Annotated in this window: 27 protein-coding genes; 17 read left to right on the top strand and 10 right to left on the bottom strand. The window is 48.0% G+C overall.

Going from position 1 to position 25,900, the window contains the following annotated elements; all coding sequences use genetic code 11:
* Positions 1-38 precede the first annotated feature (38 nt).
* Positions 39-1,610, top strand: a complete 1,572-nt coding sequence (locus JSU04_06435) for a DUF3365 domain-containing protein (GenBank protein MBS1969925.1) — start codon at positions 39-41, stop codon at positions 1,608-1,610.
* Here the strand turns inward: JSU04_06435 and JSU04_06440 are convergent.
* Genes JSU04_06440 through JSU04_06455 form a run of 4 tightly spaced genes read right to left on the bottom strand, consistent with a single transcriptional unit; the run spans position 1,607 to position 4,063 of the window.
* Positions 1,607-2,338, bottom strand: a complete 732-nt coding sequence (locus JSU04_06440) for a putative DNA-binding domain-containing protein (GenBank protein MBS1969926.1) — start codon at positions 2,336-2,338, stop codon at positions 1,607-1,609. The two genes, JSU04_06435 and JSU04_06440, sit on opposite strands and share 4 nt — an antisense overlap.
* The gene (locus JSU04_06445; GenBank protein ID MBS1969927.1) at positions 2,316-3,194 is read right to left on the bottom strand and encodes a DUF692 domain-containing protein; all 879 of its coding nucleotides are present in this window, start codon (positions 3,192-3,194) and stop codon (positions 2,316-2,318) included. Before JSU04_06445 ends, JSU04_06440 begins: the two co-directional genes overlap by 23 nt.
* Positions 3,170-3,451, bottom strand: a complete 282-nt coding sequence (locus JSU04_06450) for a hypothetical protein (GenBank protein ID MBS1969928.1) — start codon at positions 3,449-3,451, stop codon at positions 3,170-3,172. The genes JSU04_06445 and JSU04_06450 overlap by 25 nt, the downstream gene beginning before the upstream one ends.
* 30 nt (positions 3,452-3,481) lie before the next feature.
* Positions 3,482-4,063: a polyisoprenoid-binding protein gene (locus tag JSU04_06455; GenBank protein MBS1969929.1), complete on the bottom strand. Its 582-nt coding sequence runs from the start codon at positions 4,061-4,063 to the stop codon at positions 3,482-3,484.
* Between the two features lie 105 nt (positions 4,064-4,168).
* Here JSU04_06455 and JSU04_06460 point away from each other — a divergent pair, with 105 nt between their 5' ends.
* From JSU04_06460 to rpsI, 9 genes are all read left to right on the top strand, one after another.
* Entirely contained in the window at positions 4,169-4,759 is a 591-nt protein-coding gene (locus JSU04_06460; protein MBS1969930.1) for a hypothetical protein, read from the top strand.
* 113 nt (positions 4,760-4,872) lie between these two features.
* Positions 4,873-5,538: a hypothetical protein gene (locus tag JSU04_06465; protein ID MBS1969931.1), complete on the top strand. Its 666-nt coding sequence runs from the start codon at positions 4,873-4,875 to the stop codon at positions 5,536-5,538.
* A gap of 23 nt (positions 5,539-5,561) precedes the next feature.
* Positions 5,562-6,416 carry a CDP-diacylglycerol--serine O-phosphatidyltransferase gene (gene pssA / locus JSU04_06470; GenBank protein MBS1969932.1) on the top strand — a complete coding sequence of 285 codons (855 nt, stop codon included), beginning with the start codon at positions 5,562-5,564 and terminating at the stop codon, positions 6,414-6,416.
* Complete coding sequence (locus tag JSU04_06475) at positions 6,400-7,422, top strand: aspartate-semialdehyde dehydrogenase (protein MBS1969933.1); 1,023 nt, start codon at positions 6,400-6,402, stop codon at positions 7,420-7,422. The genes pssA and JSU04_06475 overlap by 17 nt, the downstream gene beginning before the upstream one ends.
* 12 nt (positions 7,423-7,434) lie before the next feature.
* Complete coding sequence (locus tag JSU04_06480) at positions 7,435-8,895, top strand: hypothetical protein (GenBank protein ID MBS1969934.1); 1,461 nt, start codon at positions 7,435-7,437, stop codon at positions 8,893-8,895.
* Entirely contained in the window at positions 8,892-9,914 is a 1,023-nt protein-coding gene (locus tag JSU04_06485; GenBank protein ID MBS1969935.1) for a hypothetical protein, read from the top strand. Before JSU04_06480 ends, JSU04_06485 begins: the two co-directional genes overlap by 4 nt.
* 25 nt (positions 9,915-9,939) lie before the next feature.
* Entirely contained in the window at positions 9,940-10,725 is a 786-nt protein-coding gene (gene truA, locus JSU04_06490) for a tRNA pseudouridine(38-40) synthase TruA (protein MBS1969936.1), read from the top strand.
* Positions 10,726-10,825: 100 nt separating this feature from the next.
* A complete protein-coding gene (gene rplM, locus JSU04_06495; GenBank protein ID MBS1969937.1) occupies positions 10,826-11,269 on the top strand; it encodes a 50S ribosomal protein L13 in 444 nt (147 codons plus the stop codon).
* Between the two features lie 14 nt (positions 11,270-11,283).
* Positions 11,284-11,682, top strand: a complete 399-nt coding sequence (gene rpsI, locus JSU04_06500) for a 30S ribosomal protein S9 (GenBank protein ID MBS1969938.1) — start codon at positions 11,284-11,286, stop codon at positions 11,680-11,682.
* A gap of 474 nt (positions 11,683-12,156) precedes the next feature.
* On the opposite strand, the gene JSU04_06505 is transcribed toward rpsI, so the two are convergent.
* The gene (locus tag JSU04_06505; protein MBS1969939.1) at positions 12,157-12,549 is read right to left on the bottom strand and encodes a hypothetical protein; all 393 of its coding nucleotides are present in this window, start codon (positions 12,547-12,549) and stop codon (positions 12,157-12,159) included.
* A 260-nt stretch (positions 12,550-12,809) separates the two neighbouring features.
* Here JSU04_06505 and JSU04_06510 point away from each other — a divergent pair, with 260 nt between their 5' ends.
* Positions 12,810-13,424: a hypothetical protein gene (locus JSU04_06510; protein MBS1969940.1), complete on the top strand. Its 615-nt coding sequence runs from the start codon at positions 12,810-12,812 to the stop codon at positions 13,422-13,424.
* 118 nt (positions 13,425-13,542) lie between these two features.
* On the opposite strand, the gene alaS is transcribed toward JSU04_06510, so the two are convergent.
* From alaS to JSU04_06525, 3 genes are all read right to left on the bottom strand, one after another.
* Positions 13,543-16,260, bottom strand: a complete 2,718-nt coding sequence (gene alaS / locus JSU04_06515) for an alanine--tRNA ligase (GenBank protein ID MBS1969941.1) — start codon at positions 16,258-16,260, stop codon at positions 13,543-13,545.
* Positions 16,247-16,738, bottom strand: a complete 492-nt coding sequence (locus JSU04_06520; protein ID MBS1969942.1) for a RecX family transcriptional regulator — start codon at positions 16,736-16,738, stop codon at positions 16,247-16,249. Before JSU04_06520 ends, alaS begins: the two co-directional genes overlap by 14 nt.
* Positions 16,739-16,883: 145 nt before the next feature.
* Complete coding sequence (locus JSU04_06525; GenBank protein ID MBS1969943.1) at positions 16,884-17,489, bottom strand: hypothetical protein; 606 nt, start codon at positions 17,487-17,489, stop codon at positions 16,884-16,886.
* A gap of 102 nt (positions 17,490-17,591) precedes the next feature.
* On the opposite strand from JSU04_06525, the gene JSU04_06530 reads away from it, so the two are divergent.
* Genes JSU04_06530 through recA form a run of 3 tightly spaced genes read left to right on the top strand, consistent with a single transcriptional unit; the run spans position 17,592 to position 19,834 of the window.
* Positions 17,592-18,098 carry a phosphatidylglycerophosphatase A gene (locus JSU04_06530; GenBank protein ID MBS1969944.1) on the top strand — a complete coding sequence of 169 codons (507 nt, stop codon included), beginning with the start codon at positions 17,592-17,594 and terminating at the stop codon, positions 18,096-18,098.
* Positions 18,095-18,601, top strand: coding sequence for a CinA family protein (locus JSU04_06535; protein MBS1969945.1), 507 nt, complete (start codon positions 18,095-18,097; stop codon positions 18,599-18,601). The genes JSU04_06530 and JSU04_06535 overlap by 4 nt, the downstream gene beginning before the upstream one ends.
* Positions 18,602-18,652: 51 nt before the next feature.
* Complete coding sequence (gene recA, locus JSU04_06540) at positions 18,653-19,834, top strand: recombinase RecA (GenBank protein ID MBS1969946.1); 1,182 nt, start codon at positions 18,653-18,655, stop codon at positions 19,832-19,834.
* Positions 19,835-19,996: 162 nt separating this feature from the next.
* On the opposite strand, the gene JSU04_06545 is transcribed toward recA, so the two are convergent.
* Positions 19,997-20,782, bottom strand: a complete 786-nt coding sequence (locus tag JSU04_06545; GenBank protein MBS1969947.1) for a ricin-type beta-trefoil lectin domain protein — start codon at positions 20,780-20,782, stop codon at positions 19,997-19,999.
* A gap of 248 nt (positions 20,783-21,030) precedes the next feature.
* Between JSU04_06545 and JSU04_06550 the strand changes: the two genes are divergently transcribed.
* From JSU04_06550 to JSU04_06560, 3 genes are all read left to right on the top strand, one after another.
* The gene (locus JSU04_06550) at positions 21,031-21,486 is read left to right on the top strand and encodes a hypothetical protein (protein MBS1969948.1); all 456 of its coding nucleotides are present in this window, start codon (positions 21,031-21,033) and stop codon (positions 21,484-21,486) included.
* Positions 21,487-21,582: 96 nt separating this feature from the next.
* Entirely contained in the window at positions 21,583-23,187 is a 1,605-nt protein-coding gene (locus JSU04_06555) for a hypothetical protein (GenBank protein ID MBS1969949.1), read from the top strand.
* 26 nt (positions 23,188-23,213) lie between these two features.
* Entirely contained in the window at positions 23,214-23,744 is a 531-nt protein-coding gene (locus JSU04_06560; protein MBS1969950.1) for a GNAT family N-acetyltransferase, read from the top strand.
* Between the two features lie 27 nt (positions 23,745-23,771).
* Here JSU04_06560 and JSU04_06565 read toward each other — a convergent pair whose 3' ends face one another.
* Entirely contained in the window at positions 23,772-25,787 is a 2,016-nt protein-coding gene (locus JSU04_06565; protein MBS1969951.1) for a hypothetical protein, read from the bottom strand.
* Between the last annotated feature and the right edge of the window lie 113 nt (positions 25,788-25,900).

The following is a 25,900-nucleotide window of genomic DNA, read 5'->3' on the forward strand; positions in this document are numbered from 1 at the left end:
CATAACCGGCTCTTTCGAATTTGCAAAAGGCCGATCTAATGAGTGTTGGTTCAAGCAAAAGAATTTCAAAGGTGGTTGGAGTGAAGTTCGCAAATCGTGTTCTCTTAAGTATCATCGTGGCTTGTGTTATCTGTGTTGGAACTGCCATTGTGGTATCGACAGAACAAATTCAAAAAAGCGGTAACAAAGCACTCATTGAAAAGGCTCAGGCAATTCTAAGTCGGCTTGAAGTGGTTCGCTCCTATATTGCCCAGCAGGGTGGGCTTGATGTCGCCATAGCGGACTCGGTTCAGAAGTATCCAGATGGAAACTTATCCAAAGAAACTAAGCTTTCTGTTCTCAAACAGGTCCCTATCTTTGCATCAATGAAAGTCGGGATGGAGGGCGCCGAGAAAGAACATTATAGTTTCCGCGTCTTTTCAGATGAACCGAGAAATTCTAATAACAAAGCAAATGAATCAGAGCTAGAGATTCTCAAACGATTTGGCAGCAGTCCGGACCTAGGCGAGATTGTGCAGGAGACTGACGACGTGGTGATCGTCTATCGCCCGGTTCGCCTTTCCGAAGCCCAAGGATGTTTAAGATGCCATGGAGATCCGCAAACAAGTCCATGGCATAACGGTAAAGATATTCTCGGTCATCAAATGGAGAACTGGAAAGACGGCAAACTTCATGGTGTCTTTGCTGTGACTGCGAGTAAAGCAGATGCGAAGCAAGCGGCAATGACGACCTCGTTGAGTATTGTCGGATGGGCTGGCGGGATTTCACTGGTGGTTATAATTGCCGTTTACTTCCTGTTGAAAGGGCCGCTGGCGAATCTCACGGAAGTGGTGCGCCAGTTGCGCGAGTCCGGCACGAATGTTTCTCAGGCTAGTTCAGAGATCGCACGTGCCTCTCAGAGTTTGAGTTCATCGGCAACGGACGCTGCGGCTTCGATTGAAACAACGTCTGCTTCAGCAGAGCAGGTTTCAGGCATGATCGAGATCAATTCAAAAAATGCCGAAGAGGCAAAGAACCTGTCGCAATCAGCTCAGGACCGAGCGAACAAAGGCAAGGAAGAGGTTGGAAATTTAATTCACTCTATGAACGAGATTGCCGAAGGTTCTAAAAAAATCGAGGAGATTGTTTCGGTGATAGATGACATTGCTTTCCAGACAAATTTACTGGCTTTGAATGCCTCCGTTGAAGCCGCCCGCGCGGGAGAGCAAGGCAAAGGGTTTGCAGTGGTGGCCGACGCCGTTCGTACGCTCGCTCAAAAGAGCGCGGTTTCTGCAAAGGAAATTGATGAGCTGATTAAAGACAGCAGCGTCAAAATTGCCCGTAGCTGCTCAGTGGCAGAACATAGTGGAAAAGCGCTCACTGAGATTGTGAGTGTTGTTGAAAAGGTCAATCACCTGAACGCCGAAGTTTCTTCTGCAAGCAGAGAACAGTCCGCGGGAGTTTCCTCTATTAACAAGGCGATTGTCGATTTAGATAAAACAACCCAGACAAACGCTGCCGTTGCCGAAGAGTCTGCCGCCGCGGCAGAGGAGTTGTCTAATCAATCGCAAAAGCTGCATACACTGGTTGAGTTACTAGATAGTTTTATTGTGGGCCGCAAAGGCGCTTAAGTCATCTTAGCCCAAATAAGACAGCGCGCACTTCCCAGGAATTCAAACAAGGCCGTGATTTCCTGGGGAGAAAGCTTCTCGCAAGCCTCTAGAATATTCATTCCGGCCTGCAGGTTTTCGAAGAATTCTGTTTCACCCGCAGAGATCTCACGTACATAAACCTGATTGTCCATTTTGTAGAGCGCGAGGTTCTGAGGCTCTTGCCAGTTTTCCGGCAAAGGACCTTCTTCTTTTAAAACTTTCCAAATATCAAATAAGCGATAGGCAGATTTCAGAATGGCAAAGTTGGGCGTGAGCTTCACATCCTCAGCGCGCTCACTTAAAGCGCTCATCAGCTCTTCACCACCAAGGCCGATATCACCCATGCCATGAAAGACTTCTTTGTGAAGCCAACCAAGATGCGCAAGATCCGGTAAGAATGGAAAGTCTGCCGTCGCTTCATGCGAAATCATAAAATCGATAAATTTCACAGAATAGTCTGACAAGTTATAGGATTGCGAAGGGCTTCTAGTAATAAACTCTTCGCAAGCTTCAAAGAACAAATCATCGCCAAGCACGCGCCAAACGGACTCGTAGGTATCGCCCAGTGTCTCAGTCAGGCGCGCGATGTAACCACGCTGATAGACAGCAAAGCCACCTTCAACACTCAAAGAGCCTGCCGCCTTGAAGCCCTCCGTAGGAGCCTTCTCCGCACCAGTCACAACATTATAAAAGAACCGGTTTTTCATGGGCTCCTTTCGTTGCATGCGCGAGCTTCCAGTGGGCCTCGGCTTTTAAGAGTTCATTCTCAAGACGGTTAAAATTCGGAATATCATCATCCCACTCTATCAACACCGGAGTGTTAGAAAGTTCGCGGGCTTTATACTCAAATAAAGTCCAAACGTCGTCATGCACAGCTTTAGAATGAGTATCAAACAAGTAGTCGCCCATGTCGGTGAAGCCGGCCAAATGGATCTGGCCAATCAATTCCGCTGGGATGGCTTTTAAATAAGTTTTTGGATCAAAACCAAAATTCGAAGCGTTGACATAGATATTGTTAATATCGAGAAGAATCTTACATCCCGTACTGCGTGCGACTTTCACGAGGAAATCCCATTCCGTGTAATCAGCTTCAGAGGATTGGATATACGCGGAAACGTTTTCGATCAAAATCTGACGACCCAAGAAGTCTTGAGCATGATCGATATTGCGGATCAAACCGCGGAGGCTTTCTTCGGTGTACTCCACCGGCAAAAGATCATGCGAGTAATGTGAGCCGAATTTGCTCCAGCACATGTGATCAGAAACGATCATCGGATCAATTTCATGCACGAGAGTTTTCAAACGAGAAAGATGTTCGTAGCTCAAACCCTCAGGCGAGCCCAAAGACATTGAAACGCCGTGGAGAGCCACAGGAAAGTCTTCGCGGATTTTGTGGAGAATTTCGCGGGGACGGCCGAAGGAATCCATGTAGTTTTCAGAAATCGCTTCGAACCACTGAACAGAACCCGCACCTTGAGAAAGCAAATGCGGATAGTGGGTGGGCCGTAGACCCACACCACCGAAAAAATCATCAGAAATTACATGTACGTTCCGGCTTTCCATTTGCCTTTCTTCGCGACACAGTCTTTCTCTGACATTTTCATCCAGCCTTGACCTTTGCAAGCATTTTTACCAGCGCACTCGTGGCCTGAACCGCCGCATTCGCCTTTACCTTTGCAAGAGTTTACGCCAGTGCATTCGCCCATTGCTACAGCTTTAGTGTCCGCTGGAGCTGCTTTTTTTGCCGCATCTGCTGCTGAAGCAGTGCTTGCTGCCATAAGCCCAGCTGCTGCTGCGCCAAGAATCATCATCTTATTCATAAAGTTCCTCCTTGATAGAATAAGTTAAGTTTATTTTTTCGCGGCAACGGGATTTGCTTCACCTTCGATGGAGATGCTGACTTCGTCGCCCACAGTCACGCCGCCTTTATCGAGAGCTTTATTCCAAGTAATCCCGAAGTCTTTGCGATCGATCTTTGTCGTCGCAGCAAAAGCCAGCTTGTTATTACCCCAAGCATCCATGATCGAACCACGATAGTCTAGATCCAAAGTCACAGTTTTTGATTTATCGCGAATTTTCAGAGTGCCGATCGCTTTCACGGGTTTATCGCCAGAGTATTCGATCTTGTCGCTCTTAAAAGTCATCTTTGGATACTTATCAACGCCGAAGAAATCGTTCGAACGAAGGTGCTTGTCGCGATCAGGCTCGTTGGTGTCGATGGAAGTCGTATCGATTTCAACATTGATGTTGTTCAGTTGATTCTTTGCCGGATCGAAATCAAATGTACCTGAGAATTTTTTGAAGCGTCCTTTAACGTTCGAAATCATCAAGTGCTTGATCGAAAAGCCAACATCGGTGTGGGAAGGGTCGATAGAGTAAGGCGCTGCCGATGCCGTCGCGGCCATCAAAAATGTCAGAATAAATGCTTTCATATGGAATCCTCCTTGCTGATTCAAGACGTAAGTTTTGTATTCCTAGGCTAGAGACTTGCTTTGGTCGAAGTCAAATGAAGAATCTTCAGAGGGAAGAGTCTCAAAATGACACGCCTAAAGTCCCGTCAAAAATCCGCCGAATATTCCTGCATGAGTATCAAGAACACGGAATGGAAATTCTTAGCAACGACGGCTTTTTTGGTAGCGACCATCGCAGTGCCGACGCTTGCATCTTTGATGACTCCGGACGAAAACACTCCGCAAACAACGATGGTGCTTCGTCCGACAGAATTGAAGTCACGTCAGCCAGCCAGTTTGCCATCGTTAGCAAGCCACGCGCCTAAAAAATCTGTTGTGATTCAAGACACGAAAAAAGAGCTCAATAATCTGTTGAGTAACAATCTGATCAGCTTTGATTTCTCTTGCGGGAAAACGAAAACCACGGACTTCAAGGTGGAGGGCGGCTACCTGCAATTAAAGGGTAAAGATTGCAATAAAGGGGCTCAGGCTCCGAAGCTCAGCATCACAAACAAATCGAATGGCTTTACGGCGTCGGTTTTCATGCTGAACGAGAAAGAATATCAAACCGATTTGATCCAGCTCCAAGAAGGCGAAAATCAGATCTCCATTCAATATCAAATGCCGTCGGGACAAATTGAGGAGCACCTCCTCAAAGTCAAAGCCGGCGCGATCTAAACTGACGAAAACTCGTAATAATTTCCTTCCCAAACACAATCTTAACGCGCAATATACAAAACAGTGATTTAAGGTTTGATCATAGGGCCTGGCTTCCTTTATGGTGGCTGCCGATGACAGAATACGTATTGGATAATTTGAATCAATTGGAACTAAAGAAACGGTCTGACATTCATTGGGCGCGTAAAATTTGGCACATGGCGGGAGTCTTCGGCATGTTTGCTGTCTATGTTCTTGCGCCCGAAATGGTTTCTTATTCTATTTTGGCCATCGCGACGCTTTTGTTTCTGCCAATCGACTTCCTCCGTCATAGATATCCAGCCCTCAATGACTGGATGGTTCACGCTTTTAAACCGATCATGCGCACCCACGAAATTCACAGAATCGCCGGTACGACGTACTTACTGAGTGGCGTTTGCGTGATCGTGGCTTTGTTCCCACGCCCGGTGGTGGCATTGACCTTGTTGTTCCTGGCATTTGCGGATCCGATCGCTTCGTTCGTGGGGATCAAATACGGTAAGGACAAAGTTTTCGGTCACAAATCCATTCAAGGGTTCATGGCGGCGTTCGGTGTCTGCGCACTTTTGACAGCGATTTTCTTGAGTTACTTCAATATCATGATCGATCGAGTGATCGTTGTGAGTCTCTTGGCCGGCCTCATTGGGGCTTTGGCGGAATTGATTCCTATCGGTAAAATGGATGATAATTTCACGTTGCCGGTATTGAGTGGCTTCGGGCTTTATATTTTATTTTATCTATTCGGCCTTTTTGCGGCTTAAAGCAAAATCAAAGGAAGATTTCTATGGCAAATTATCCAACAACTCCTGCTGAATCGAATGAACCCGCCGGCAAGAAGCTGGCGATCTACATCTACGTTCTTCCGAATTTGATGACGACGGGGAACTTGTTCTTCGGTTTCTTCGCGATCATCCAAGCTTTGAAATCAAACTTCCTCTATGGTGCTTACGCGATCGTTGCGGCAGCGGTGTTTGACTTGCTTGACGGCCGTTTGGCACGTCTGACTCGTTCAACATCAAAATTTGGTGCTGAATACGACTCCCTCTGTGACTTGGTCAGCTTCGGGGTGGCTCCGGCAATTATGTTGTATCAATGGGCTTTGAATCCGTTCGGTCGCCTTGGTTGGATTGCGTGCTTCTTGTTCGCAACCTGCGGTGCTCTTCGCCTGGCGCGTTTCAATGTTCAAGCCGGTATTGTTGAGAAAAACTACTTCCAAGGTTTGCCAATTCCAATGGCGGCGGGGATCGTGGCTTCGTCAATTTTGGCGGTTCAAGATCTCGAGATGGAGGCCAGCGGTAACATCGGCCTTCTCATTATGACAATCCTCTTGGCGCTCGTGATGGTGAGTAACTTCCGCTATCGCAGCTTCAAAGATTTGGATTTGAAAGAACGTCTTCCATTCCGTTATTTGCTTTTGGGTGTTGGTGTAATCGTGGTCGTGGCTCTCCGTCCGGAGGTCATGCTCTTTGTTCTCTTCTTCGGTTACGCTGTTCTCGGTGCCGTTTTCGGCGTCTTTAAGTTAGGAAAAAATGCCCGCAGGATCCGTCCTAGCGTGTACGCTCCAGCGCAAACCAACGAAGAAGATCTCGTTGAAGAAGACGAAGAAACGGAAAAAGCGAAAGATGAGAAAAAACCTTAAAGTCGGTGTTGTCGGCGCTACCGGAATGGTAGGCCAAACGTTCATGAACATCCTCGAAGAGCGCAAGTTCCCTATGGCGGAACTTCGCCCGTTTGCCAGTGATGCCTCTGCAGGTAAGAAGATTCACGTGCAAGGCCAAGATTGGACTGTTCAGACTTTAAAACCAGGCTGCTTCGACGGTTTGGATCTTGTGTTCTTCTCTTCAGGCGATGACATCAGTAAAGAGTGGGCTCCGCTAGCGGCAAAGGCCGGCGCTTTTGCCATCGATAACTCAGCCGCTTTCCGCATGGATCCATCAATCCACTTGATCGTGCCTGAAGTGAATGGCCACCTCGTCAACTCGAAATCTCAGCCGCAAGTGATCGCAAATCCGAATTGCTCCACCATTCAGTTGGTTGTCGCCATGAAGCCGCTCGCAGACAAATTCGGCCTTGAAGAAGTGCGTGTCAGTTCTTACCAAGCGGTGAGTGGTGCGGGGATCGCGGGCTACGATGAGTTGCTCAATCAAACCGAGGATTACAAGAATCCGTCGCCAAAGCACACGACATTCCCGCATCCAATTCTGTTCAATTGCATTCCGCAAATCGGTTCTTTCAACGATGAAGGCTTCTGCTCTGAAGAAGTGAAAATTATGAAGGAAACACGCAAAATCCTCGGCCTTCCAGACTTGAAAGTGTCGGCATTCACCGTGCGTGTTCCGGCGCTCAATGCCCACAGTGAATCGGTGTGGGTGACGCTCAAGCAGAAAACGGATCGCGCCAACATTGTGGAAACGATGAAGAGCTTCCAAGGTCTCGTGATTCAAGATGAGACACAGAAATCTGTGTATCCAACTCCACGCAATGTGTCAGGGCAAGATCCTGTTTACGTCGGACGCATCCACAGAGACCCGGAGAACCCTTATATGTGGCTCATGTGGGTGGTGTCGGACAACATTCGCAAGGGCGCTGCTTTGAATGGAATCCAAATCGCCGAGCATATTTTTGACATCAAGCCCCAGGCGTGATCTCATAAATATGTGGAAGTATCACGGACGATTATTTCAAAACTTATTCTAATCTCATCCCTCGTGGTTGGCAGCTTTGCGGCGGCACAAACAGCCTCGCCAACGCCGACCCCAACGACATCAGGGATGCGGCTTTCTGGCGACGCGGCTCCTACGGGCCTTTCCTATTTCGTGCCAGCAAGCACGAATAGCTCCGGCTCTACCACAATACCAGTTATTTACGGTGGTTATGCAGGCGACTCGGGCGGATGCGCTACGAACCAAAGAGATAATAGCTCCACTTGTAATTCCTGTGACGGCTCCTTTGTTGGGACTAATCAGAAGTGGTGCAATCAAACTTCGATCTATCCCGACTTGGTTTTACGAATCACTTTAGTTTCATCGACTACAGCGACCTTCCAAGGAACTCCACGCATTCTTTATCGCCTGTCCGGAAGTGGCTCGACAGCTTCTTTTTATACGCCTGACAATACGACAGCCCCAACATTGGCTACGGGACAACCGTTTACTATCGAGATCAAATGGAGCAGCCTTTGCAAGAATATCGTTGGTGCGACGAATTCAACCTGCGCCACTGGATTTTCCGGTGTCACCCTGAGTGCAGGGATTGACAATAACAACGATGGTGAACTCGAAGAGAAAGTAGATTTCACTTTGGTTTTACGCTCGATTGTGACCGAAGCTGGTACCAGCGCAACAGTTACAAACTGCCCAGTAGGAACAACTCCGACAGATACCACTCAAGGCATCTGCGACTATAATGTGACTGCTGGTGATGAAAAAGTTTATATCCTTAATTACGCAGCTTCCAGCTATGACCTCGTAACGGCCGACTCTAACGTGAAATACAACCGTGTGGTGATGTTCTATCAAGAGGGTGTGGCTGACGCGAAGGCGATTCCTAATAATGCAGACAATGTTGTTTTGAATTTGCAAAACAACTCGCCAAGTCCGCCAAGTATTTCTGACCCGCGTATTCGTGGTTTGCAAAACGATGTCAACTATTGCTTCTCTTTGGCGAGCATGGATATCACCGGCAACATCATGTATTTCGCAGATCAAACGGTTTTGGGCACGGCCTCGAAAGTCTGTGCAACACCTTCACAAGTTGTCGGTCTTTTGGATGACAAGCACTGCTTTATCGCGACAGCGACGTACGGCAGCTCGATGGCTCCGGAAGTTCAAACTTTCCGTGAGTTTCGTAACAAGTACCTTCTGACGAACTCAGCGGGGCAGTCTTTGGTGAAACTCTATTACAAGTTTGGTCCAGAAGCGGCGGAATGGATTTCTCATAGCGAAGCTTTGAAAACGGCGAGCGTTATGGGGCTTTGGCCTGTGCTTCTGTTTGTAAAACTCAGTCTTTGGATCGGCATTATTCCGGCATTTCTTGTGGCTCTTTTAGGTACGGCACTCTTAGCAAAATTCACTCTGTGGGCCCTTCGCAATAGAAGCTCTTTGAGGGGGAACGCGTGAAGATTTTTGTGAAAGCGTTTATGGTTGCTGCAGTAGCAACCTTCAGCGCGCATGCTTTTGCCGCTCCTCAAGAAGCCCCGCCACGTGAACCACCTTATACAGATAGCAATGAATTTGATTCTGTCCTTGGTGAAGACCCGACAGCAACCAACGCTATTCCTGTGAGTCCTGCACCGACAAACTCCCAGCCTCCGGCAGCTTCGCAATCTACTTTGGATGACTGGTCAGCAGAAAACCCGCCTGTTCAGCAAGCGGCTCCTAAGAAACAACAGCCAAAGAAAGTCGCGACTGGCTACACTTCTTCGGCAACTGATGAAGTGGACAGAACTCCGCAAAAAGGTGTGAAGCTGATTCATCACCCGGATGCAAAAAAAGGTCTGATTCGCATCGAGCAAGATGGAACCTACGTTTACAAGATCAAAACCACTCCGAAAAATCAGACAGGGATTGTGCGTTTTGGGATGATGGATCCACCGAAGATCGTTTCAGCGGATGGCTATACGGATTTCAAAGGCATGTACGGCAGCAGCTCGATCGGGACTTTGATGTTTGATTACGAGTGGCAGCCATTCACCGGCTTTGGCAAACTCGGCGTGCAAACAGGTTTTGATTTCGCGATGGCAAATGGACATGGTCACTTCTTGAAAAACGGGGCGCAGGCTCAAGAGAAATACACCTTTGTGATTCTGCCTCTGAATCTGGGGCTTATATATCGCTTGGAATATTTCAAACGTCAGTGGATCGCTCCTTATATTTCAGGCGGCGGAAGCTATATTGCCGTCGCAGAAATGCGTGACGATGATAAGAATAACTTCAGCGGCACTCCGGCTGCTTACGGCGCCGGCGGTTTGATGTTTAATCTGACGGCGATTGATAAGAGCATGGCGTTTAACCTCGACAGCGAATACGGCGTCGGCAATCTCTGGATTGTGGCCGAATACCGTTATCAAAAAGCTTTTTCCGAGGACCTTGATTTCACCGGTGGAATCATGAGTATCGGAATCAGCGCTGACTTCTAAGCCCAGTTCTGCTATAAGATCGCCCATGCAGAGAATCCGATTCCTCGTATCCTATGACGGCACTGACTTTTGCGGGTGGCAAAAACAAAACCACATGCCGAACAAAAGCGTCCAACAGACCCTCGAAGAGGCTCTGTGCAAGGTCTTCCAGGAAAAAATTACTCTATCTGCCAGCGGCCGAACCGATGCCGGAGTTCACGCCATCGGCCAAGTTTGTCATTTCGATACGGCGCGTCCACTGAGCCGCCTCGAGAATTGGGACATGGCTTGGGCCCTCCGACCCCACCTTCCGAAGTCGATTTCGGTCAAAAAAGCCTGGTTGGCGCCCCCGGATTTCCATGCGACTTTGTCAGCGGAGCGCAAAACCTATCGGTATCTTATATATAATAAGCCGCGCGCCGGGGCGATCATGCATCGTTATGCGGACTGGGCAAGATTGCCTATTAAGCTTGAGCACCTTCAGGAGAGTTCCCGGTTTCTTTTGGGAAAACAAGACTTTAAGAGCTTTCAGTCAGTCGGCACAGAACTCAAAAGCACCATCCGCGAGATCTACCAAGCGGACTGGGAGTGGCGCAAACCGGGCCTTTTGCAGTTCACGATCACCGGCAATGGCTTCATGAAGCAGATGGTTCGCAACATCGTGGGAACCCAGCTAATGCTTGAAAAAAAGGGTTTCCAGCCGGAATCCATGAAAGACATTATAGCGGCCCTGGACCGCAAACAGGCCGGGCCGACGGCGGCGGCCGAGGGTCTCTATTTAATGCGCGTTTATTATCCTCGAGATCTTGACATTAGGTGCCGCGAAATTTAAAACATCCCTTCTTGCAGTTTTGGGGCAAAGAATGTATCTACTGTGCCTCGCAAACGTTTTGCTTAGAAATTAAGAAGATATAGTTATTTTTGGAGTCATCATGAAGACTTGGAATGCAAAAGCCGATGAAGTTGAAAGAAAATGGCACGTTATCGATGCTACTGGTTTGAAAGTAGGTCGTTTGGCTACTCACGTAGCAACTCTCCTCCGTGGAAAAAACAAGCCAATCTTCACTCCTAACGTAGACACAGGCGATTTCGTTGTTGTTATCAACACGGATAAAGCTGAACTTACTGGCAACAAAGCAACAGCTAAAAAATATTACAGACACTCTCGTTTCTTCGGTTCTTTGAAAGAGAAAACTGCTGCTCAAATGCAAGCAGAAGATTCTACTTTCATCATCCACGAAGCGGTTCGCGGTATGCTTCCTACAAACAAGCTTTCTCGCGATGTGATTGGTAAATTGAAACTCTACACTGGCGGTGAGCACCCACATGCTGCTCAAAAACCAGCAGTATACACTGTTCCAACAGGCAAGAACTAAGAAGGGTATAGTCAATGGCAGCAGCAGAAAAATTCTACTACGCTACTGGAAGAAGAAAAACGAGCTCAGCACGTGTTTTCTTGAAGCCTGGTAAAGGCACCATCACAATCAACGGCAAAAAAGCAAACGACTACCTTAAGAGAATGCAATCTCGCATGGTAATCTTGCAACCAATCGATGCTGTTGGACAAACTGACAAGTTCGACGTTCGTGTAACAGTTGCTGGTGGCGGTGAAAACGGTCAAGCAGGTGCTGTTCGTCACGGTATCACTCGCGCACTTGTTGCTTTCAACCCAGAGTTCAAAACTGTGTTGAAAAAAGCTGGCTTCGTTACTCGCGACCCTCGTATGGTTGAGCGTAAGAAGTACGGAAAAGCGGGCGCTCGTCGTCGCTACCAATACTCAAAACGCTAATCGTTTTGTTTGTATCAAAACTCGGAAAGAGGATCTGGAAACAGATCCTCTTTTTTTTTGCCCGACGAGGCCGGCCTTCAGCCTGCTCGTCGGTGGGTTGGATTCTGAAAAGGTACCAGGTCGCTTTTCCGGATCAGAGTTTTTATATTGGGTTTGGGAGTTTGGGATGGCTCCGCAGATCTTCCTGCATCCTGCAGTCGGGGCGACTGCCCCGAACCCCGTAAAGGTCGGCCGTCGTGGCCGACCTTTCGACGTAACTTAAGAAAAATATATCGGCATCAGTACTTGTCTTCACTGTACGGAGAACTGACGGCCTGGATGGCCGTCAGTACGCGGAGCTCGAGGCTGGGGCCTCGATTCACATGGATGGAGAAAGAAGTGCGGAGCCACCACAGACTCGCAAATTCAAGACACAAAAAAACCCGCAGAGGGGGAGCTCGTGCGGGCTTTTTCGTTTTTTATTTTCAGTGCTAACTACAATTTCGTGCACTCAAGCGGATACACGTTGCCCTTTGCTGAGAGCAAGCCCGACCACTTGCCGTTGTCGAGGCCCACTGCCAAGACGCCGGCGTCGCGGATCACGCCGTCATCGCCTTGCTGGAATTGATCGCCCAATGCCAGTGTCGTTACTTGGCCGGCATCCACTTGCTTTTGGAAGCTGCCTTTTTCCATCTGCATGAATAAGTTTGAAACCGATTTGTCGTTTACGTCGATCGTGACGAAATCAACCGCTTCACTATCTGAGACAGCGATGTCTACGGTGACCGTCGAAGTTTTTGCAGGAACAGTGCACTTGAATACAGGAACTTGTGCCGCATGAGCAGAAAAACCAGCAAGCAATGCGAGACCGAAAATAGCTTTTTTCATTTTGAGACCCCTTAAGTGGTTGTCAGTTGTTTTTGTGGGCCTCACGCTATTTCAATTCACATATCCCAGCAATGGAGAACCCTTGAAGTTCTGGTTACGGCTCTGTCACGGAAATTCCCGGCGTTTCAGAGTGAGAATTGCTAATAAGTACCGTAGACAGCGTCAAGTTTCTAGCCGCCCTAGCCGAATATATTAAGACGAGAGTCGGTATCGGGATTGCATTCTAAAACACTGAAAGAAGCAATCACGTTGGGGGATTAATGAAAAGGTACGTATTTGCAGGTTTCGCATTTTGCCTCGTTGTAGGCTTTCAAAATTGCAGCCGCAATCAGCTCTCCGATAACGTTAATAACGATGCTTTAAGCAATCCGGCGGAGGTTACTCCTGCTGAGAAGGTCGACGTGTCTCAAACTGAGGCGCTCGAAATTCCGGAGAGTGCTTATCTCGAAGCTCAGCTTCAGGCTGATATTACTCAGTCAAAACCAACTTCGACATTCGCTAGCCATCACCTTGAAATCGACGTTAAAACCGGCGTAGTTCACGTCGTAGATCAAAACAATGAAGTCGTTGCAGGTGTTCAATACTGCCTGTCTTCTTCAGATATGAGCGAATTGCGCAGTATCCTTGCTTCATCTAAAGTGTGTGAAGACAAAGCTGCGGTGGATGAAAACCTCAACTGCACAATGGAATACAAATTCCCTTATGCAAAACTTCACTTCTCGGATTCAGAGCTGGCTTTGGGTGAGTCTATGAGTGGTTGCCATAAGGGTCCTGACCTCTGTGGTGAATCGAAAGACTTGCTTCAGGGTTTCTTGGCCCATGTTCAAAACAACTTGGCTGCTAAGAAGTGCGAGTTCCAAGTTGTTTCTAAGTAAGTTCATTGAGTGGGCGATGAGTCCGCTAGCAACGTGAGAAATAAAAGAGGCCCTCGAAAGGGCCTTTTTCTTTTTGTATTTCAGCTTAAAAATTTATTTTTTGAATTCTCAAGAGGGCTTATTGCAAGCCGACCATCTGCTGCACTTTTTTGAAGGCATCGGCGATCTTCGTGCGATCCGGAGCCGCGCCTTGAGCGAAGTCTGGGCGACCTCCGCCTTTACCGCCCATCACTGCCGCGACCTCTTTCAACAAGTTCCCGGCAGAATATTCTGTCGAGATGTCTTTGCTGACGGAGACGATCACTGGATGTGAACCATCGCCTTGGCCGATCACAACCACGATCCCTTTTTGGATCTTGTTTTTCAAGTGGTCCGTTACTTCAGCCAAGACTTGACGATCATCCAAAGCGACATCTGCAAGAACGAGCTTCGCAGCGCCTGCTTTTGTCGTAAAGTTCTGAGCCTTGCTGGCAAGATCGTCGACGTTGATTTGACCACCTTGGAGTTTTTTGATTTCTTTTTCAAGGTTCTTGATCTCGGTCTTTTTGTTTTCAATCCAAGGAGCCAGCGATGTATCGGTGCTTGCGCTTGTAGAGAAGTGCGACCATGCAGATTCTAAGCCTGCAGCCACGCGGGCTTGTTGATTCTGCTGAATTCCGTAAAGTGCGTACTGAACCGCAAGGTCACCGGTAATAGCTTCGATACGACGAACGCCGGCGCTCACGCCGCCCTCGGAAACCACTTTGAACATGCGAATCTGAGACGTGTTTTTTACGTGAGTACCGCCGCAAAGTTCGCACGAGAAATCGCCCATCGTAAGAACGCGGACGTTGTCGCCGTACTTTTCACCGAACAAAGCCATGGCGCCTTTTGCGATCGCTGCTTTGTGGCTCATGTTATCCACCTGAACGTCGACGGCTTTGCCGATCTCGTCATTCACGAGGCTTTCGATTTGTGCAATTTCTTCCGCTGTGAGGGCCTTGTTGTGAGTAAAGTCAAAACGTGTACGGGTCGGGTCTACTAAAGATCCGGCTTGAGTCACGTGAGGTCCCAAAACCTTACGAAGAGCCGCGTGCATCAAGTGAGTTGCAGAGTGATTCGACATGGTATTGCGACGAGCACTTTCAGCCACTTGCACATGCATTGTGTCGCCAACTTTGATTTCGCCGGAAACCATTTCCACGTGGTGAATGTGAACATCCGAAGACTTCGTGGTGTTATGTACTTCCAAAGTCGTCGAATCATTTTTCATGGTGCCTTGGTCGCCGACCTGACCGCCACCCTCAGCATAGAACGGGGTCTTGTTCAAGATCACTAAGCCGGACTGACCCGCCTTCAAGCTTGTCACAGTTTTTGTACCATCAGAAAGAGCCACAACATTGCACTGACCAGCCATAGAGTCATAGCCAGTGAATTGGGTTGGACCACTTTTGGTCGCAGTATCTTGGGCGAACTTGATCAGGTGAGCTTCGTCAGCCTGCATGCCTTTGCCCTTCCAAGAGGCGCGAGCTTTGGTACGAGCGGCCTCCATTTCTTTTTCGAAAGCAGCTTCATCGGCTGTCATACCTTTTTCGGCAGCAATCAAAGCCGTCAAATCAGCAGGGAATCCGTAGGTGTCATAGAGTTTGAAAATAACTTCACCAGAGAGAGATTTTTGGCCTTTGGCCTGAGCTTTCGCGATTTCATCATTCAAGATGTGTGAGCCTTGATCCAGAGTCGCCATAAAGCGAGTCTCTTCATCCTTCACAGTCGTCAGGATGATTTGCTTGCGAGCTTTCAACTCAGGGTAAACATCACCCATATGGTCGATCAACGATTCAACCATCGCTGGCAAGAACGAGTGTTTGTCATTGAGCTTATGACCGAAACGGATTGCGCGTCTCATGATACGGCGAAGAACGTAGCCGCGGCCTTCATTCGAAGGCAAAGCGCCGTCGGCAATAAGGAATCCAGTCGAACGGCAGTGATCCGCCAAAACGCGGATCGCGGCTGTGCGCTCGCGAACTTCAGGATTTTTTGCAAGCACGTCAACGTCAGTGATGTATTCGAAGCCGCCGATTTTGCAAGCGCGCTCAATCATCGGTGCGAATAAGTCTGTATCGTAGTTATTAAACTTACCTTGCATTGCTGCCGTCATACGCTCGAGACCGCCGCCAGTATCGACAGACGGTTTCGGAAGTGGAGTCATCGTGCCCGGAGGATTCTCGAAGTATTGCATGAAGACCAAGTTCCAGATTTCAACGAAGCGGTCTTCACCAGCTGCGATCCCTTTGTAAGGATCGGATTCTTTACCGGCTTTTGGGCCGTGATCGTAGAAGATCTCAGTACAAGGACCGCAAGGGCCTGTGTCGCCCATTTTCCAGAAGTTGTCTTTGTCGAAACGGAAGATGCGCTCGCGAGGAACGCCTTCTTGGTTGTGCCAAATGTCTGCAGCTTCATCGTCAGACAAGTGAACAGTCACATAGAGTTTCTCTTTTGGAATTTTGAGTTCTTTTGTGAGGAATTCCCACGCAAAGTGAATCGCGTCTTTCTTGAAGTAATCGCCGAAAGAGAAGTTCCCCATCATTTCAAAGAATGTGTGGTGACGAGCTGTGAAGCCGACGTTTTCCAAGTCATTGTGTTTACCACCGGCGCGGACGCATTTTTGAGCTGTCACGGCGCGAGTGTAATCGCGTTTTTCAAGACCTAAGAAAGTGTTCTTGAACTGATTCATGCCGGCGTTCGCGAAGAGCAGAGTCGGATCGTTTTCAGGAATCAAAGAAGAAGAAGGCACCACGGTGTGGCCGTTCTTTTTGAAGTAGTTAATAAACGCGCTTCTGATTTCAGAGCTCTTCATAAATCACCTTTCGCACAGTATCTGGATCAAATCCCCGCGCCGCTAAAAAGCGTGCGACCCGGGCCTGTTCTTTGCGTTTGTCTTCGTAAGACAAAGCTTCAAAACCGGAAAATTTATTCTTCACAAGAGTGAGGGCCTTTTCAAGTTCCAAATCACGATCTGTAGAAACCGCGGGAAGGCCCTTTTCTTTGAGTTTGTTATTGATGTAGGCAATGCCCTTGTTTTTACGGTGAAGAATCCCTGCCATTTTGCCGGCAAGGACCTCTTCATCACCGAGCCACTTGTTATCGCGGGCAAATTGAATCGCATTCTCGATCGCCTCTGCGATCTCTTTGCGATTCTCTTCAGTGTCTTCGGTGAATTCGCGACCGTCTTTTTGAGCAGCCCGTTTGCGGAACATGAGATTGCGGCGGAAGTATTCTTTGAGCTTCTTACGCAATTCCAGTTCGGAATGGTCACGCATCGCTACGAGGTCCATGACCTTGCGTTTAGCGTAACTTTTATGGCTGTAAGGGGTTGACGACGTCGGTTGCGACATCCCAAGGTTTTAGCATTTTTTCGAGAGTGGAGATAGAGGGGAGTTCCGCACGCGCTGCGTCCGGAAACAGGGCCTGGCACTTATTCTACCATTCGTATTTTAGGAACATTTGCGTTTTGCTGTCGGCGGTACGGTGCTCAACACCGAATTTGGTGTTGTGGCTGAGAGTCTGTGAGAGATCGACGCGGGTGTTACCCGGATCGGCGGTAAAATTCATGCAGGTGTTTTCGCCGAGTTCGTATTTCAAAGAATTGACTCGCATGAAGCGGAGATTCTGTCTGGTTTTATGGGAGTCAGAGGACGCCTGGACCGGCTGAGAAGAGTTGGCAGCAGCACTCTGTCCCGGCGAAGGAGCTTCGTTTTCGGTGTCGTCTTTGTGAGTGATATCCTGAACCCACGAGTTCAGTTTATCGTTCATCGCTTTTTCAAGTTTTTTATCGTAGCCATTCAATAAAATGGAACCTTGGCGCTGCATCCAATCATTGCGGACGGATTCAAAATCACTCCCACCTTGGGGCGTGGCGAGAGTTTCCGGAACTTTGTCGTGAGCTTGAAAGGCATTCATTTCATTGATGATTTTAAGAGAGCTCGTCGAATCCCAATCGCTCGGGCTGACGCTCGAGAAATTCTGGTAGCTGATGAACAGCATAAAGATCGCAGCAAGTATAAATACTCGTGGTATGAGTCTCATGATCAAAGTATAACATAAGGGGTTGTTTGCTCAGAGGATTCCCCAAGGGAATCTCAATTTGAGACACCATTTGTGGACGTAGAATTGTTGAACGAGATAAAAATGCTTGAAAACGCTCAAGGGCTTAGAAAATTCCTTAAAAACTTAGCGACATTTTTCGGCGTCGGTTTCTTTCCGAAGGGACCCGGGACGGCCGGAACTGTGGCGACGATTCCGCTGGTTTTGCTGCTTTCGTGGGCAGGCCCACTTGTTTACATGGCGTTCGTGATCATTCTTTTACCGCTGGCAGTCATTTCTGCTCAGGTCTACGAAGACGATAAGGGCGGCCACGATCACAAAGAAATCGTGATCGATGAGGTGCTGGGCTTTATGATCGCGATGACATGGCTTCCCATGACATGGAAAGCAATGCTGGCGGGCTTTTTATTATTTCGAGTGCTGGACATCTTCAAGCCTTTTCCCATAGGATATTTAGATAAGAAAATTCCGGGGGGACTCGGGGTTGTGCTTGATGATGTCGCAGCAGGAATTATCGCGAGTATAATTTTGCAATATCTCTATCAGCACACCGATTGGTTAGGTGCTCAGGTCATGGTGTTCACTTCATGAATGATTATCAAACCGGCATTCTCCTGCAGGAACTTTTGAGGTTACTTCGCTCACGCACTCTGAAAATCGGATTTGCTGAGAGTTGTACCGGTGGACTTCTTTCCGCGACCCTGACCGCTTTACCAGGTGTTTCGGATGTCTTTATGGGGTCCATAGTGAGTTACTCCTACGAAGCCAAAATGGATTTGTTGGAGGTCTCAGCCAGCACTTTAAAGGATGAAGGTGCTGTGAGCGAATCCATCGCTCGTCAAATGGCGCAAGGAGCGCGCAAGCAGTTAAAAGTCGACGTTGCGGTTGCAATTACCGGAATAGCTGGTCCGACGGGTGGAACCCCGGACAAGCCAGTAGGCACTGTATGCTTTGCAGTCAGTGGCCCCGGAGTTGCTAACGGAGAAACTAAAGAGGTTTCAGTGCGCAAGCACTTCTCCGGTGGCCGCGAGGAAGTTCAACAAGCTTCTGTCCGCTTTGCGCTGGAATTTGTGATTGCGAGTTTAAAAATTTAACAGTTCTAACAACAGGTTCACTCCCGGGGATGGGGGTGAGGAAGGAATAAAATGGCAGCTCCTACTAAAGAAAAAGAGTCTGGCGATCAAAAAGCTCACGGAGAAAAGGTGAAAGCCCTCGAATTGGCGGTTTCAACGATTGAAAAGCAATTCGGTAAAGGCTCCATCATGCGTTTAGGAGAAAATGACAGTCTTGTAAAAGACGTTGAAGCGATCAGCACAGGCGCATTGAGCTTGGATATCGCTTTGGGTATCGGCGGTTTGCCAAAAGGTCGTATCGTAGAAATCTACGGTCCTGAATCTTCTGGTAAAACAACGATTGCATTGTCGACAATCGCTCAAGCTCAGAAAAAGGGCGGCGTTGTTGCTTTCGTCGATGCAGAACATGCTTTGGACGTAAACTACGCTCGTAAATTGGGTGTTAACACAGAAGATCTTTTGATCTCTCAACCAGACACGGGTGAGCAGGCTCTTGAGATCACTGAAACTTTGGTTCGCTCTGGCGCGATCGACGTTCTTGTTGTCGACTCCGTAGCTGCCTTGGTTCCACGTGCCGAGATCGAAGGCGAAATGGGCGACAGCCACATGGGTCTTCAAGCTCGTTTGATGTCACAAGCTCTTCGTAAATTGACAGGTGTGATTGCTCGTTCAAACACTCTTGTTATCTTCATCAATCAGATCCGTATGAAAATCGGCGTGATGTTCGGTAACCCAGAGACGACAACGGGTGGTAATGCATTGAAGTTCTACGCTTCTGTTCGTTTGGATGTACGCCGTGTGGGCGCGATCAAAAACGGTGAGGACGTGACTGGAAACCGTACTGCGGTGAAAGTTGTGAAGAACAAGATGGCACCTCCGTTCACGAAAGTTGAATTCGACTTGATGTACGGTGAAGGGATCTCTGAGGCGGGCGACTTGCTCGACTTGGCAACAACTGCAAACTTCATCGAGAAGTCTGGCGCATGGTACTCACACAATGGTGAGCGCATGGGTCAAGGCCGCGACCAAGCGAAGCAGTTCTTGAAAGATCACCCAGAGTTGATGAAAGAGCTTCGCGCGAAGATCTTGGCTTCACACGGTATCGGCAAACTTTTGATGTCGACTCCAGAAGCGGGCGCTGAAGGCTCTGAAGCTGAAGCACACGCTGAAGAAGCAACACCAGCTGCAAAGTCTGCAAAGAAAGCGGACAAAGCAGAGAAATCTGAAAAGTCAGACAAAAAATCTAAGCACTAGTGCGCGGAAGCGCAGGAGGTGGCGGGCCAGCGGCCCAAAACCGGACTATGCCAGATTAAGTTCAAAAAAAGGAAACCCGCCGTCGCTATTGCTACGGCGGGTTTTTTATTTGGAACACATGCAGGCGGAGGGATTGGGGGCCGATCTGCATGTTTTGGGACATTAGAAAAAGAAGAGCTGATTCGTCTTGGTTGCACTACAAGTTGAAATATAAAGTTGCTGCCCAAGATCACCGGCAGGATCGAATGCCGGATAGGTCAGGCATTTCTGACTATTCATATCTTTCAGTTTGAAACTGCCATCACCGTTACTAATATATTGCCACGTTTGATTCAAAGCTCCCGCTGTGCACGACCATTGCAAAACACTTGAACCGCTTGTTGTCGAGGCTCCGCCGACATCGAGACATTTGTTGCTGGCATTGGCGACAAGCATGTAAGTCGAACTGCCTAACGAGTTAAAACTAAATTTTTGATTGATGCCACCGTTGCAATCATACTGAATAATAGCCGCGCCATCGCCTGTGAGTCCTTGATAGACATCCAAGCAAGCACCTTCGTAAGTTCTTATTGCCATCGCAGTCGCAGGGACCATTGTCGGCGTTGCTACCGGCGTTGGAGTGGGTGTGGGCGTCGGAGTCGGAGTTATCGCCGGAGTTGGTTTTGGTGTCGGTGTTGGAGTCGGTGTCATCACCGGAGTCATTGTCGGAACTGGCGTTGGAGTTTGTAGGGGCGTTGGCGTGAGCACAGGAGTCGGCACCGGTGTGGAACCCGTGTTGTTTGGAGTAAGAGGTGTATTGTCCTCGGCAACTGGAGTTGAAGGTGAGTTTGATGTGGATGAAATACTTCCTGAAACTTTTGCGGGTGCGCAGTTTTGAAAGAGAAGCAGCATTGGAGCGAAAGCGATGACGAGCAAAAGTGCGCTTCGGATGCGGTTCTTCTGGTCCATTTATTCCCCCTAGTCTCCATAATATTCAGTTTTCAAAATTTCTTCTGAAAAACCGTGTGAAACCATCGAATGTGTGTCCGACTGAAATGGTGCCTAGAGGAACCATCTCGAGTCGTGTCAGTACCGTTCGATTTCCCCACTGAGGTCTTAATTAGGTCCAGGTCTCTCGCGACAGGAATCACTCCGGAATAATTTATTTTGGTCGGCCCCAGAGCTTTGTTAGCCTAAGAATAGCAAGGGAGCTTTGTATGAAGGGTCTCGTTTTAGCAATTTCATTGATAGTCACTGCTTTGCAGGTCAACGCTGCCGGAGCGAAAACTGCCGATGGCATTGAAGGGAAGTGGCTGGGGTTCTGTTCGCCGCAAGCGACCTCAAACACCGGCAAGATTTGTAACTACACTTTTCAAAAAGGTGTGGGCACTTATCAGTGTGATATCTTTAAAGATCTCCGTTGCACGAAGAAAGATAAAAGCACTTCGTCTGCATTTCGTTACACAGTTCAAAGCAGCAACGAGCAAAATTTAAAACTAAACATTGAGTACACGGACCGAGAAGATATTCGTCAGGAAAAAGCTCGCGCTTACGTCACCGGCAATGTTCTCCGCCTGCAAATGTATGAAATCTTCAGATTACCGGATACCAAAGAAGAAAACTTGGAAGCTCAGGGCGTAATTCCGTTCTTCGAGTTTACCAGGAACAAGTAATTCCAGGACCTAGGTCTTGATAAATGCTCTTTAGTTTTTTGAGCGAACCTACTTTTTTCCGATAAGATCCACATGCAAAAGTGGATCTTTTTTTTCATGTCAATGCTTCTCCCGATCGTGGTCTCAGCCAAGAAGAATGTCTGCACGATCACGCTGAATTCTGATAACGAGAAAAAGCTCTTTCAATCCCGTTATAAGGGTGAAGACATTCAGTTCACTGAACTCACGAATTTCAAAAAAGGCCTTAAAAATGAAAACGACTGGTTCACAAAGGCCTGCGAAAGTGGCATTCAGTGCGATTCGCTAATCATCTCGGGTCATTTCGCCGGAACTTTCTTTGGTGAGCATACCGATCTGACTTTGCCGCTGGAAACTTTGGATGAGAAATCCTGTTCTCGCAAATGCCAGGGGATTTTGAATAATCCCTCGGAAGTCTACCTGTTTGGTTGCAACACATTGGCGGACAAGGGCAAGGACTCGCGCTCGCCGGCTGAATATAAAAAGGTGCTCTTGGAACACGGTATTTCCGATGAGTACGCGGATCGGATCGTGGCATCTCGTTATAGCCCGATCGGACAGTCTTTTAAAACTAGCATGGAAAAGATTTTTTCCGGCGTTACGAAAATATATGGATTTGATTCCGTCGGTCCGTTGGGCCGGGATGTCGAGCCAAAATTAAAAAACTACCTCGATCAAATTCCAAATTACTCAAATCGCCTGGAAGAGCTTTCGGGAATGAAAGTCATGGCGCTTATTTCTAAAACCACGGAGATCGGAAATAATTTTAATCTCCAATGGGGTAAAGCTATGAACGGAACCAATTACTCTTCTTGTGCGGGAAGGCTGACGGACGACCGTAAAGAGTGTGGATTGTTTGATAAGAATAAAACCATGCAGGAAAAGCTCTTGCTGGCGGAATCATTGCTGAATGGAGAGAATCGCAGCAGTTACTTCCTTTCTGTAGAAGAGTTTTTGAAAGATAAAGATTTCAGTAAATTGAGCGAAGATGAAATGACGATCGTAAAGCGTATCAGTGCTCAGTCACTGGCGGCGGCTGACTTACGGGCGGCGATGCCGAAGCTTGAGGCCACTCCCGAGTTGAAATACAAAATGATGGATCTTGGAAAACGTTTTGGCTGGATGGATCAGGGATTCATGAACAGCGAATATGAAAAGCAAATGCGCGCGGCCGCGAAAAACGGTTTCCGTGGTGAAGTAACGACAAGTCTTTGCAGCATTAAGAATCCTCCGGAAATCACTCCGGCGAATATTAAGAGCGAATGGTTTAAAGCACCTGGTTTCGTTTACATTTTGGGATGCTGGCAAAGCTCCAGTGGCGGAAAGCTCAGCGGCTATGCGCAGACTGAGTTGAGTAAGCAGATCAGTAACCCTGATTCGGATGTGGCGACGGCGGCCATGACAATGCTGACGGATGCAGGTCGTGTAGATCCCGACACCCAAGTCAGAATTGCCGAACAGCTTTATAGCCGGGATAGCGGTGTTGCGGCGTCAGCAATGACGAATGTGGCTAAGATCAAGAATCCCGATAGCCGGGTTCTTCAGGTTGTGGCTCGCGGATTGTCTTCGTCCAATCCTGACGAGCGTCGCCGCTCTGCCTACACGGTTCGAAACCTAAAATTGCAGGATCCGGCGCTAAAACAAAAGGCACTTCAAATTGCCCCTGACATGCAACCCTGGTAGGATGGCCCCAGTTTTGGGGGTTTCTTATGAGCTGGGAATTTATTCAAGCACACTCTTCGCAATCGATCGAAATTAATGAACTGGTGAATTCCGCCTATCGTGGTGAAAGCTCAAAACGTGGCTGGACGACGGAAGCGGATCTTTTGGGCGGGCAAAGAACCGACAGCGAAGGCATCAAGGAACTCATCAATCGTGAAAATTCAGTGGTGCTCATTGCTGAAAATGAAAACAGCGGCAAGATCGAAGGCTGTGTTCACCTGGAAAAGCACGAAGAGAAATGTTATCTCGGCATGCTGACGGTCAAGCCAACTCTTCAGGGTAAAGGCTTGGGCGGGATGATTCTGGAAGAAGCAGAGGCCTTTGCTCAGTTTTGGGATTGCAGTCATCTTTACATGACGGTGATTGCTCAACGCAAAGAACTGATCGAATGGTACGAAAAGCGTGGGTTTCATCAAACCGGCGAAACCAAACCTTTTCCTTATGGTGATGAGCGTTTCGGTTTACCCAAGATTGAAAATCTGCACTTTGTGGTTCTGGAAAAGAAAATCATGGAATAAAAAAAGGAGGGTCCCCCCTCCTTTTTTTTATGGAACTTGCGGTTGCAAATCAGAGCCATCGTATTCCGCGGCGGCTTTCGGAGTGATTTCTCCGTCCTTGCCGATCAAGAGGCGCAGGTCGTAAGAGCGGCTGGTGACCACTGTTTGAATATACACCAGGGATTCGTAAAGATCATAGTCTTCGAACTTTCCGAACTCCTGGTAAACAGTATCAACACCCTTTGCCGACACCGTCAGTTTATAAGTTAGCAATCTTTCAATATCATTCGGCGGCAACAAGCTGATCAAGTAGCCCGCAATAGTTTCGCGGTACAAAGGAATGCCCTTCAGCTTGTAGTAGGCGTCGTAGCGTTTTTGTGAGCTATTTGCCGAATCAAAAATGATATCGAGATTTTTAGCGATCTCTTGGATGTCATCACGATAAACTTCGATCCAGTCAGGGCCAATAAAACGGCGTGGATCCAACGGGATTCCATAACGAGGCATCGATTTAGGATTTCCCATATGGAGTAAATAGTCCGTGTAAGTTTTAACAATGCCACGCTGATCGCGTGCAGTGATCGCGGCCATTGCTTGAGGCTCCATAAAGATCTCTTCTTTGAAGTAACCGTTCGGCAAGGAACCTTTTCCGAAGCTCCAGTGCTTCCAGTCAATTTGTGAGTACAGGCGCGCCGGTAACATGAGCTGAACGTGACGGCGGATTTCATTGTAGTCATCATCAGACATAGATCTCATCTTCGCTTCATGAGTGAGGACCAATGAAATGAACTTATCCGGCGTGAAATCCTGATTCGCACCGTACATCAAAGTCGTATTGTCGATGTTCTCATCACCATACAGACCGAACAAAAGCTTTGATTTGCTAAAGAGAGAATAAATATCCATCAGATAGTAGTTCTGAACTTCGTTCAAATCCGTATTGATGATCTTGTTTTGACCGAAGCCGAAACCTCTTTCATATTTTGCAAGGCTGATACCGATTTTCATGCGCGCACCCGTTGACGTCAGGGAATTTGAACCCTTAAACACACGGTGAATGCGTCTTTCCGTTGGTTTCAATGCTTTGTCATCGGCAACGATTTTCTCTGCTGAGCTGATATCTGTGATAATAGCATCGCGAAGCTTATTGTCGCCGCTTAATGGATTGGAAATCTCGACATCTTTGAAGCGGAGTTTATTTTTGACGACATTCGTGAAAGCCTGGGCCGCTGATGGATCGTTCAGATCGAAAACGTAATCGATCATGAAAAGATCATGCTGGTTTTTACCAGTTTCGGCTTTAAATGGCTCGACGTCCACCAGGTCTTTGATTCTGTTATTAGCCCATTTGAAGCCAATGATCTTGACCCCGGGGATCAGCTCAACACGGCCGTCAACTCCAACGCCTTTGCTGCGGATAGCGATCATCTTCATACGGATGTGATTGTTGGGCATCTTGTAGAAATGGATCATGAACTCGCCCGAGATAAAGGCGTGGGTCGAAGCTCCTAAGCCGACAGTTCCACTCAGCTCTGGGAAAGTTCCGACAGAAAGAACGAGGCTCAAGTTCGTTTGGAAGGCAACAAAGTCACCGACATTCATACGGCGGATCGCGCGGTCTGCCGTCAGTGGGAAGTTCTTAAATGTGTAAGGGATCGCCGTCAGAGATTGCTTTTGGCTCTTGAATTGGCGAGCAAAGATAACTTCAACGTCCTTGCGAATATCGAAGCCAAAAGGCGTGTTATCGTCATCAATCAAATCTCCGGGAACCAAATCTACACGCAGACGGTAGCGATCCAAGCGTGTGTAGTAACCATCGATGTAAGAAGGCTCAGATTGAATTCTGTAACTCAGAGCTGTCGAAAGCCCTTCGTAGATGCCGGCTTCAACAATATTGACCTCTTTGCCTATACTGATTTTAGCGACTTCTTTTTTGACTCGGTCAACGAGGCTGGCTGGCTCAAGAATCCCATCAGCGGCTTGGAGGTGGATCGGGAGAGCAAAGGTTGTAGCAACCAAGGCCCCAAGGATAAGCTTTGTGGGCGAACAGATTTTATTTTTCATGTGTGTAAAAAAATTTTGTGAGGACTTCTCATGTATGTCAAACAACTTTTGTTAAGTAGCAGGCCTGGGTTTTTGATGACTAGTGTGTTCCCACATAGCAAAATGGGTTCGTA

Source organism: Bdellovibrionales bacterium, assembly GCA_018266295.1.
GTDB lineage: Bacteria > Bdellovibrionota > Bdellovibrionia > Bdellovibrionales > Bdellovibrionaceae > JACMRP01.

What these genes read in the sequence shown, in the direction of transcription:
- JSU04_06435 (MBS1969925.1), top strand. Translation starts at nt 39, where the DNA reads ATGAGTGTTGGTTCAAGCAAAAGAATTTCAAAGGTGGTTGGAGTGAAG.
- JSU04_06440 (MBS1969926.1), bottom strand. Translation starts at nt 2,338, where the DNA reads ATGAAAAACCGGTTCTTTTATAATGTTGTGACTGGTGCGGAGAAGGCT.
- JSU04_06445 (MBS1969927.1), bottom strand. Translation starts at nt 3,194, where the DNA reads ATGGAAAGCCGGAACGTACATGTAATTTCTGATGATTTTTTCGGTGGT.
- JSU04_06450 (MBS1969928.1), bottom strand. Translation starts at nt 3,451, where the DNA reads ATGAATAAGATGATGATTCTTGGCGCAGCAGCAGCTGGGCTTATGGCA.
- JSU04_06455 (MBS1969929.1), bottom strand. Translation starts at nt 4,063, where the DNA reads ATGAAAGCATTTATTCTGACATTTTTGATGGCCGCGACGGCATCGGCA.
- JSU04_06460 (MBS1969930.1), top strand. Translation starts at nt 4,169, where the DNA reads ATGACACGCCTAAAGTCCCGTCAAAAATCCGCCGAATATTCCTGCATG.
- JSU04_06465 (MBS1969931.1), top strand. Translation starts at nt 4,873, where the DNA reads ATGACAGAATACGTATTGGATAATTTGAATCAATTGGAACTAAAGAAA.
- pssA (MBS1969932.1), top strand. Translation starts at nt 5,562, where the DNA reads ATGGCAAATTATCCAACAACTCCTGCTGAATCGAATGAACCCGCCGGC.
- JSU04_06475 (MBS1969933.1), top strand. Translation starts at nt 6,400, where the DNA reads ATGAGAAAAAACCTTAAAGTCGGTGTTGTCGGCGCTACCGGAATGGTA.
- truA (MBS1969936.1), top strand. Translation starts at nt 9,940, where the DNA reads ATGCAGAGAATCCGATTCCTCGTATCCTATGACGGCACTGACTTTTGC.
- rplM (MBS1969937.1), top strand. Translation starts at nt 10,826, where the DNA reads ATGAAGACTTGGAATGCAAAAGCCGATGAAGTTGAAAGAAAATGGCAC.
- rpsI (MBS1969938.1), top strand. Translation starts at nt 11,284, where the DNA reads ATGGCAGCAGCAGAAAAATTCTACTACGCTACTGGAAGAAGAAAAACG.
- JSU04_06505 (MBS1969939.1), bottom strand. Translation starts at nt 12,549, where the DNA reads ATGAAAAAAGCTATTTTCGGTCTCGCATTGCTTGCTGGTTTTTCTGCT.
- JSU04_06510 (MBS1969940.1), top strand. Translation starts at nt 12,810, where the DNA reads ATGAAAAGGTACGTATTTGCAGGTTTCGCATTTTGCCTCGTTGTAGGC.
- alaS (MBS1969941.1), bottom strand. Translation starts at nt 16,260, where the DNA reads ATGAAGAGCTCTGAAATCAGAAGCGCGTTTATTAACTACTTCAAAAAG.
- JSU04_06520 (MBS1969942.1), bottom strand. Translation starts at nt 16,738, where the DNA reads ATGGACCTCGTAGCGATGCGTGACCATTCCGAACTGGAATTGCGTAAG.
- JSU04_06525 (MBS1969943.1), bottom strand. Translation starts at nt 17,489, where the DNA reads ATGAGACTCATACCACGAGTATTTATACTTGCTGCGATCTTTATGCTG.
- JSU04_06530 (MBS1969944.1), top strand. Translation starts at nt 17,592, where the DNA reads ATGCTTGAAAACGCTCAAGGGCTTAGAAAATTCCTTAAAAACTTAGCG.
- JSU04_06535 (MBS1969945.1), top strand. Translation starts at nt 18,095, where the DNA reads ATGAATGATTATCAAACCGGCATTCTCCTGCAGGAACTTTTGAGGTTA.
- recA (MBS1969946.1), top strand. Translation starts at nt 18,653, where the DNA reads ATGGCAGCTCCTACTAAAGAAAAAGAGTCTGGCGATCAAAAAGCTCAC.
- JSU04_06545 (MBS1969947.1), bottom strand. Translation starts at nt 20,782, where the DNA reads ATGGACCAGAAGAACCGCATCCGAAGCGCACTTTTGCTCGTCATCGCT.
- JSU04_06550 (MBS1969948.1), top strand. Translation starts at nt 21,031, where the DNA reads ATGAAGGGTCTCGTTTTAGCAATTTCATTGATAGTCACTGCTTTGCAG.
- JSU04_06555 (MBS1969949.1), top strand. Translation starts at nt 21,583, where the DNA reads ATGTCAATGCTTCTCCCGATCGTGGTCTCAGCCAAGAAGAATGTCTGC.
- JSU04_06560 (MBS1969950.1), top strand. Translation starts at nt 23,214, where the DNA reads ATGAGCTGGGAATTTATTCAAGCACACTCTTCGCAATCGATCGAAATT.
- JSU04_06565 (MBS1969951.1), bottom strand. Translation starts at nt 25,787, where the DNA reads ATGAAAAATAAAATCTGTTCGCCCACAAAGCTTATCCTTGGGGCCTTG.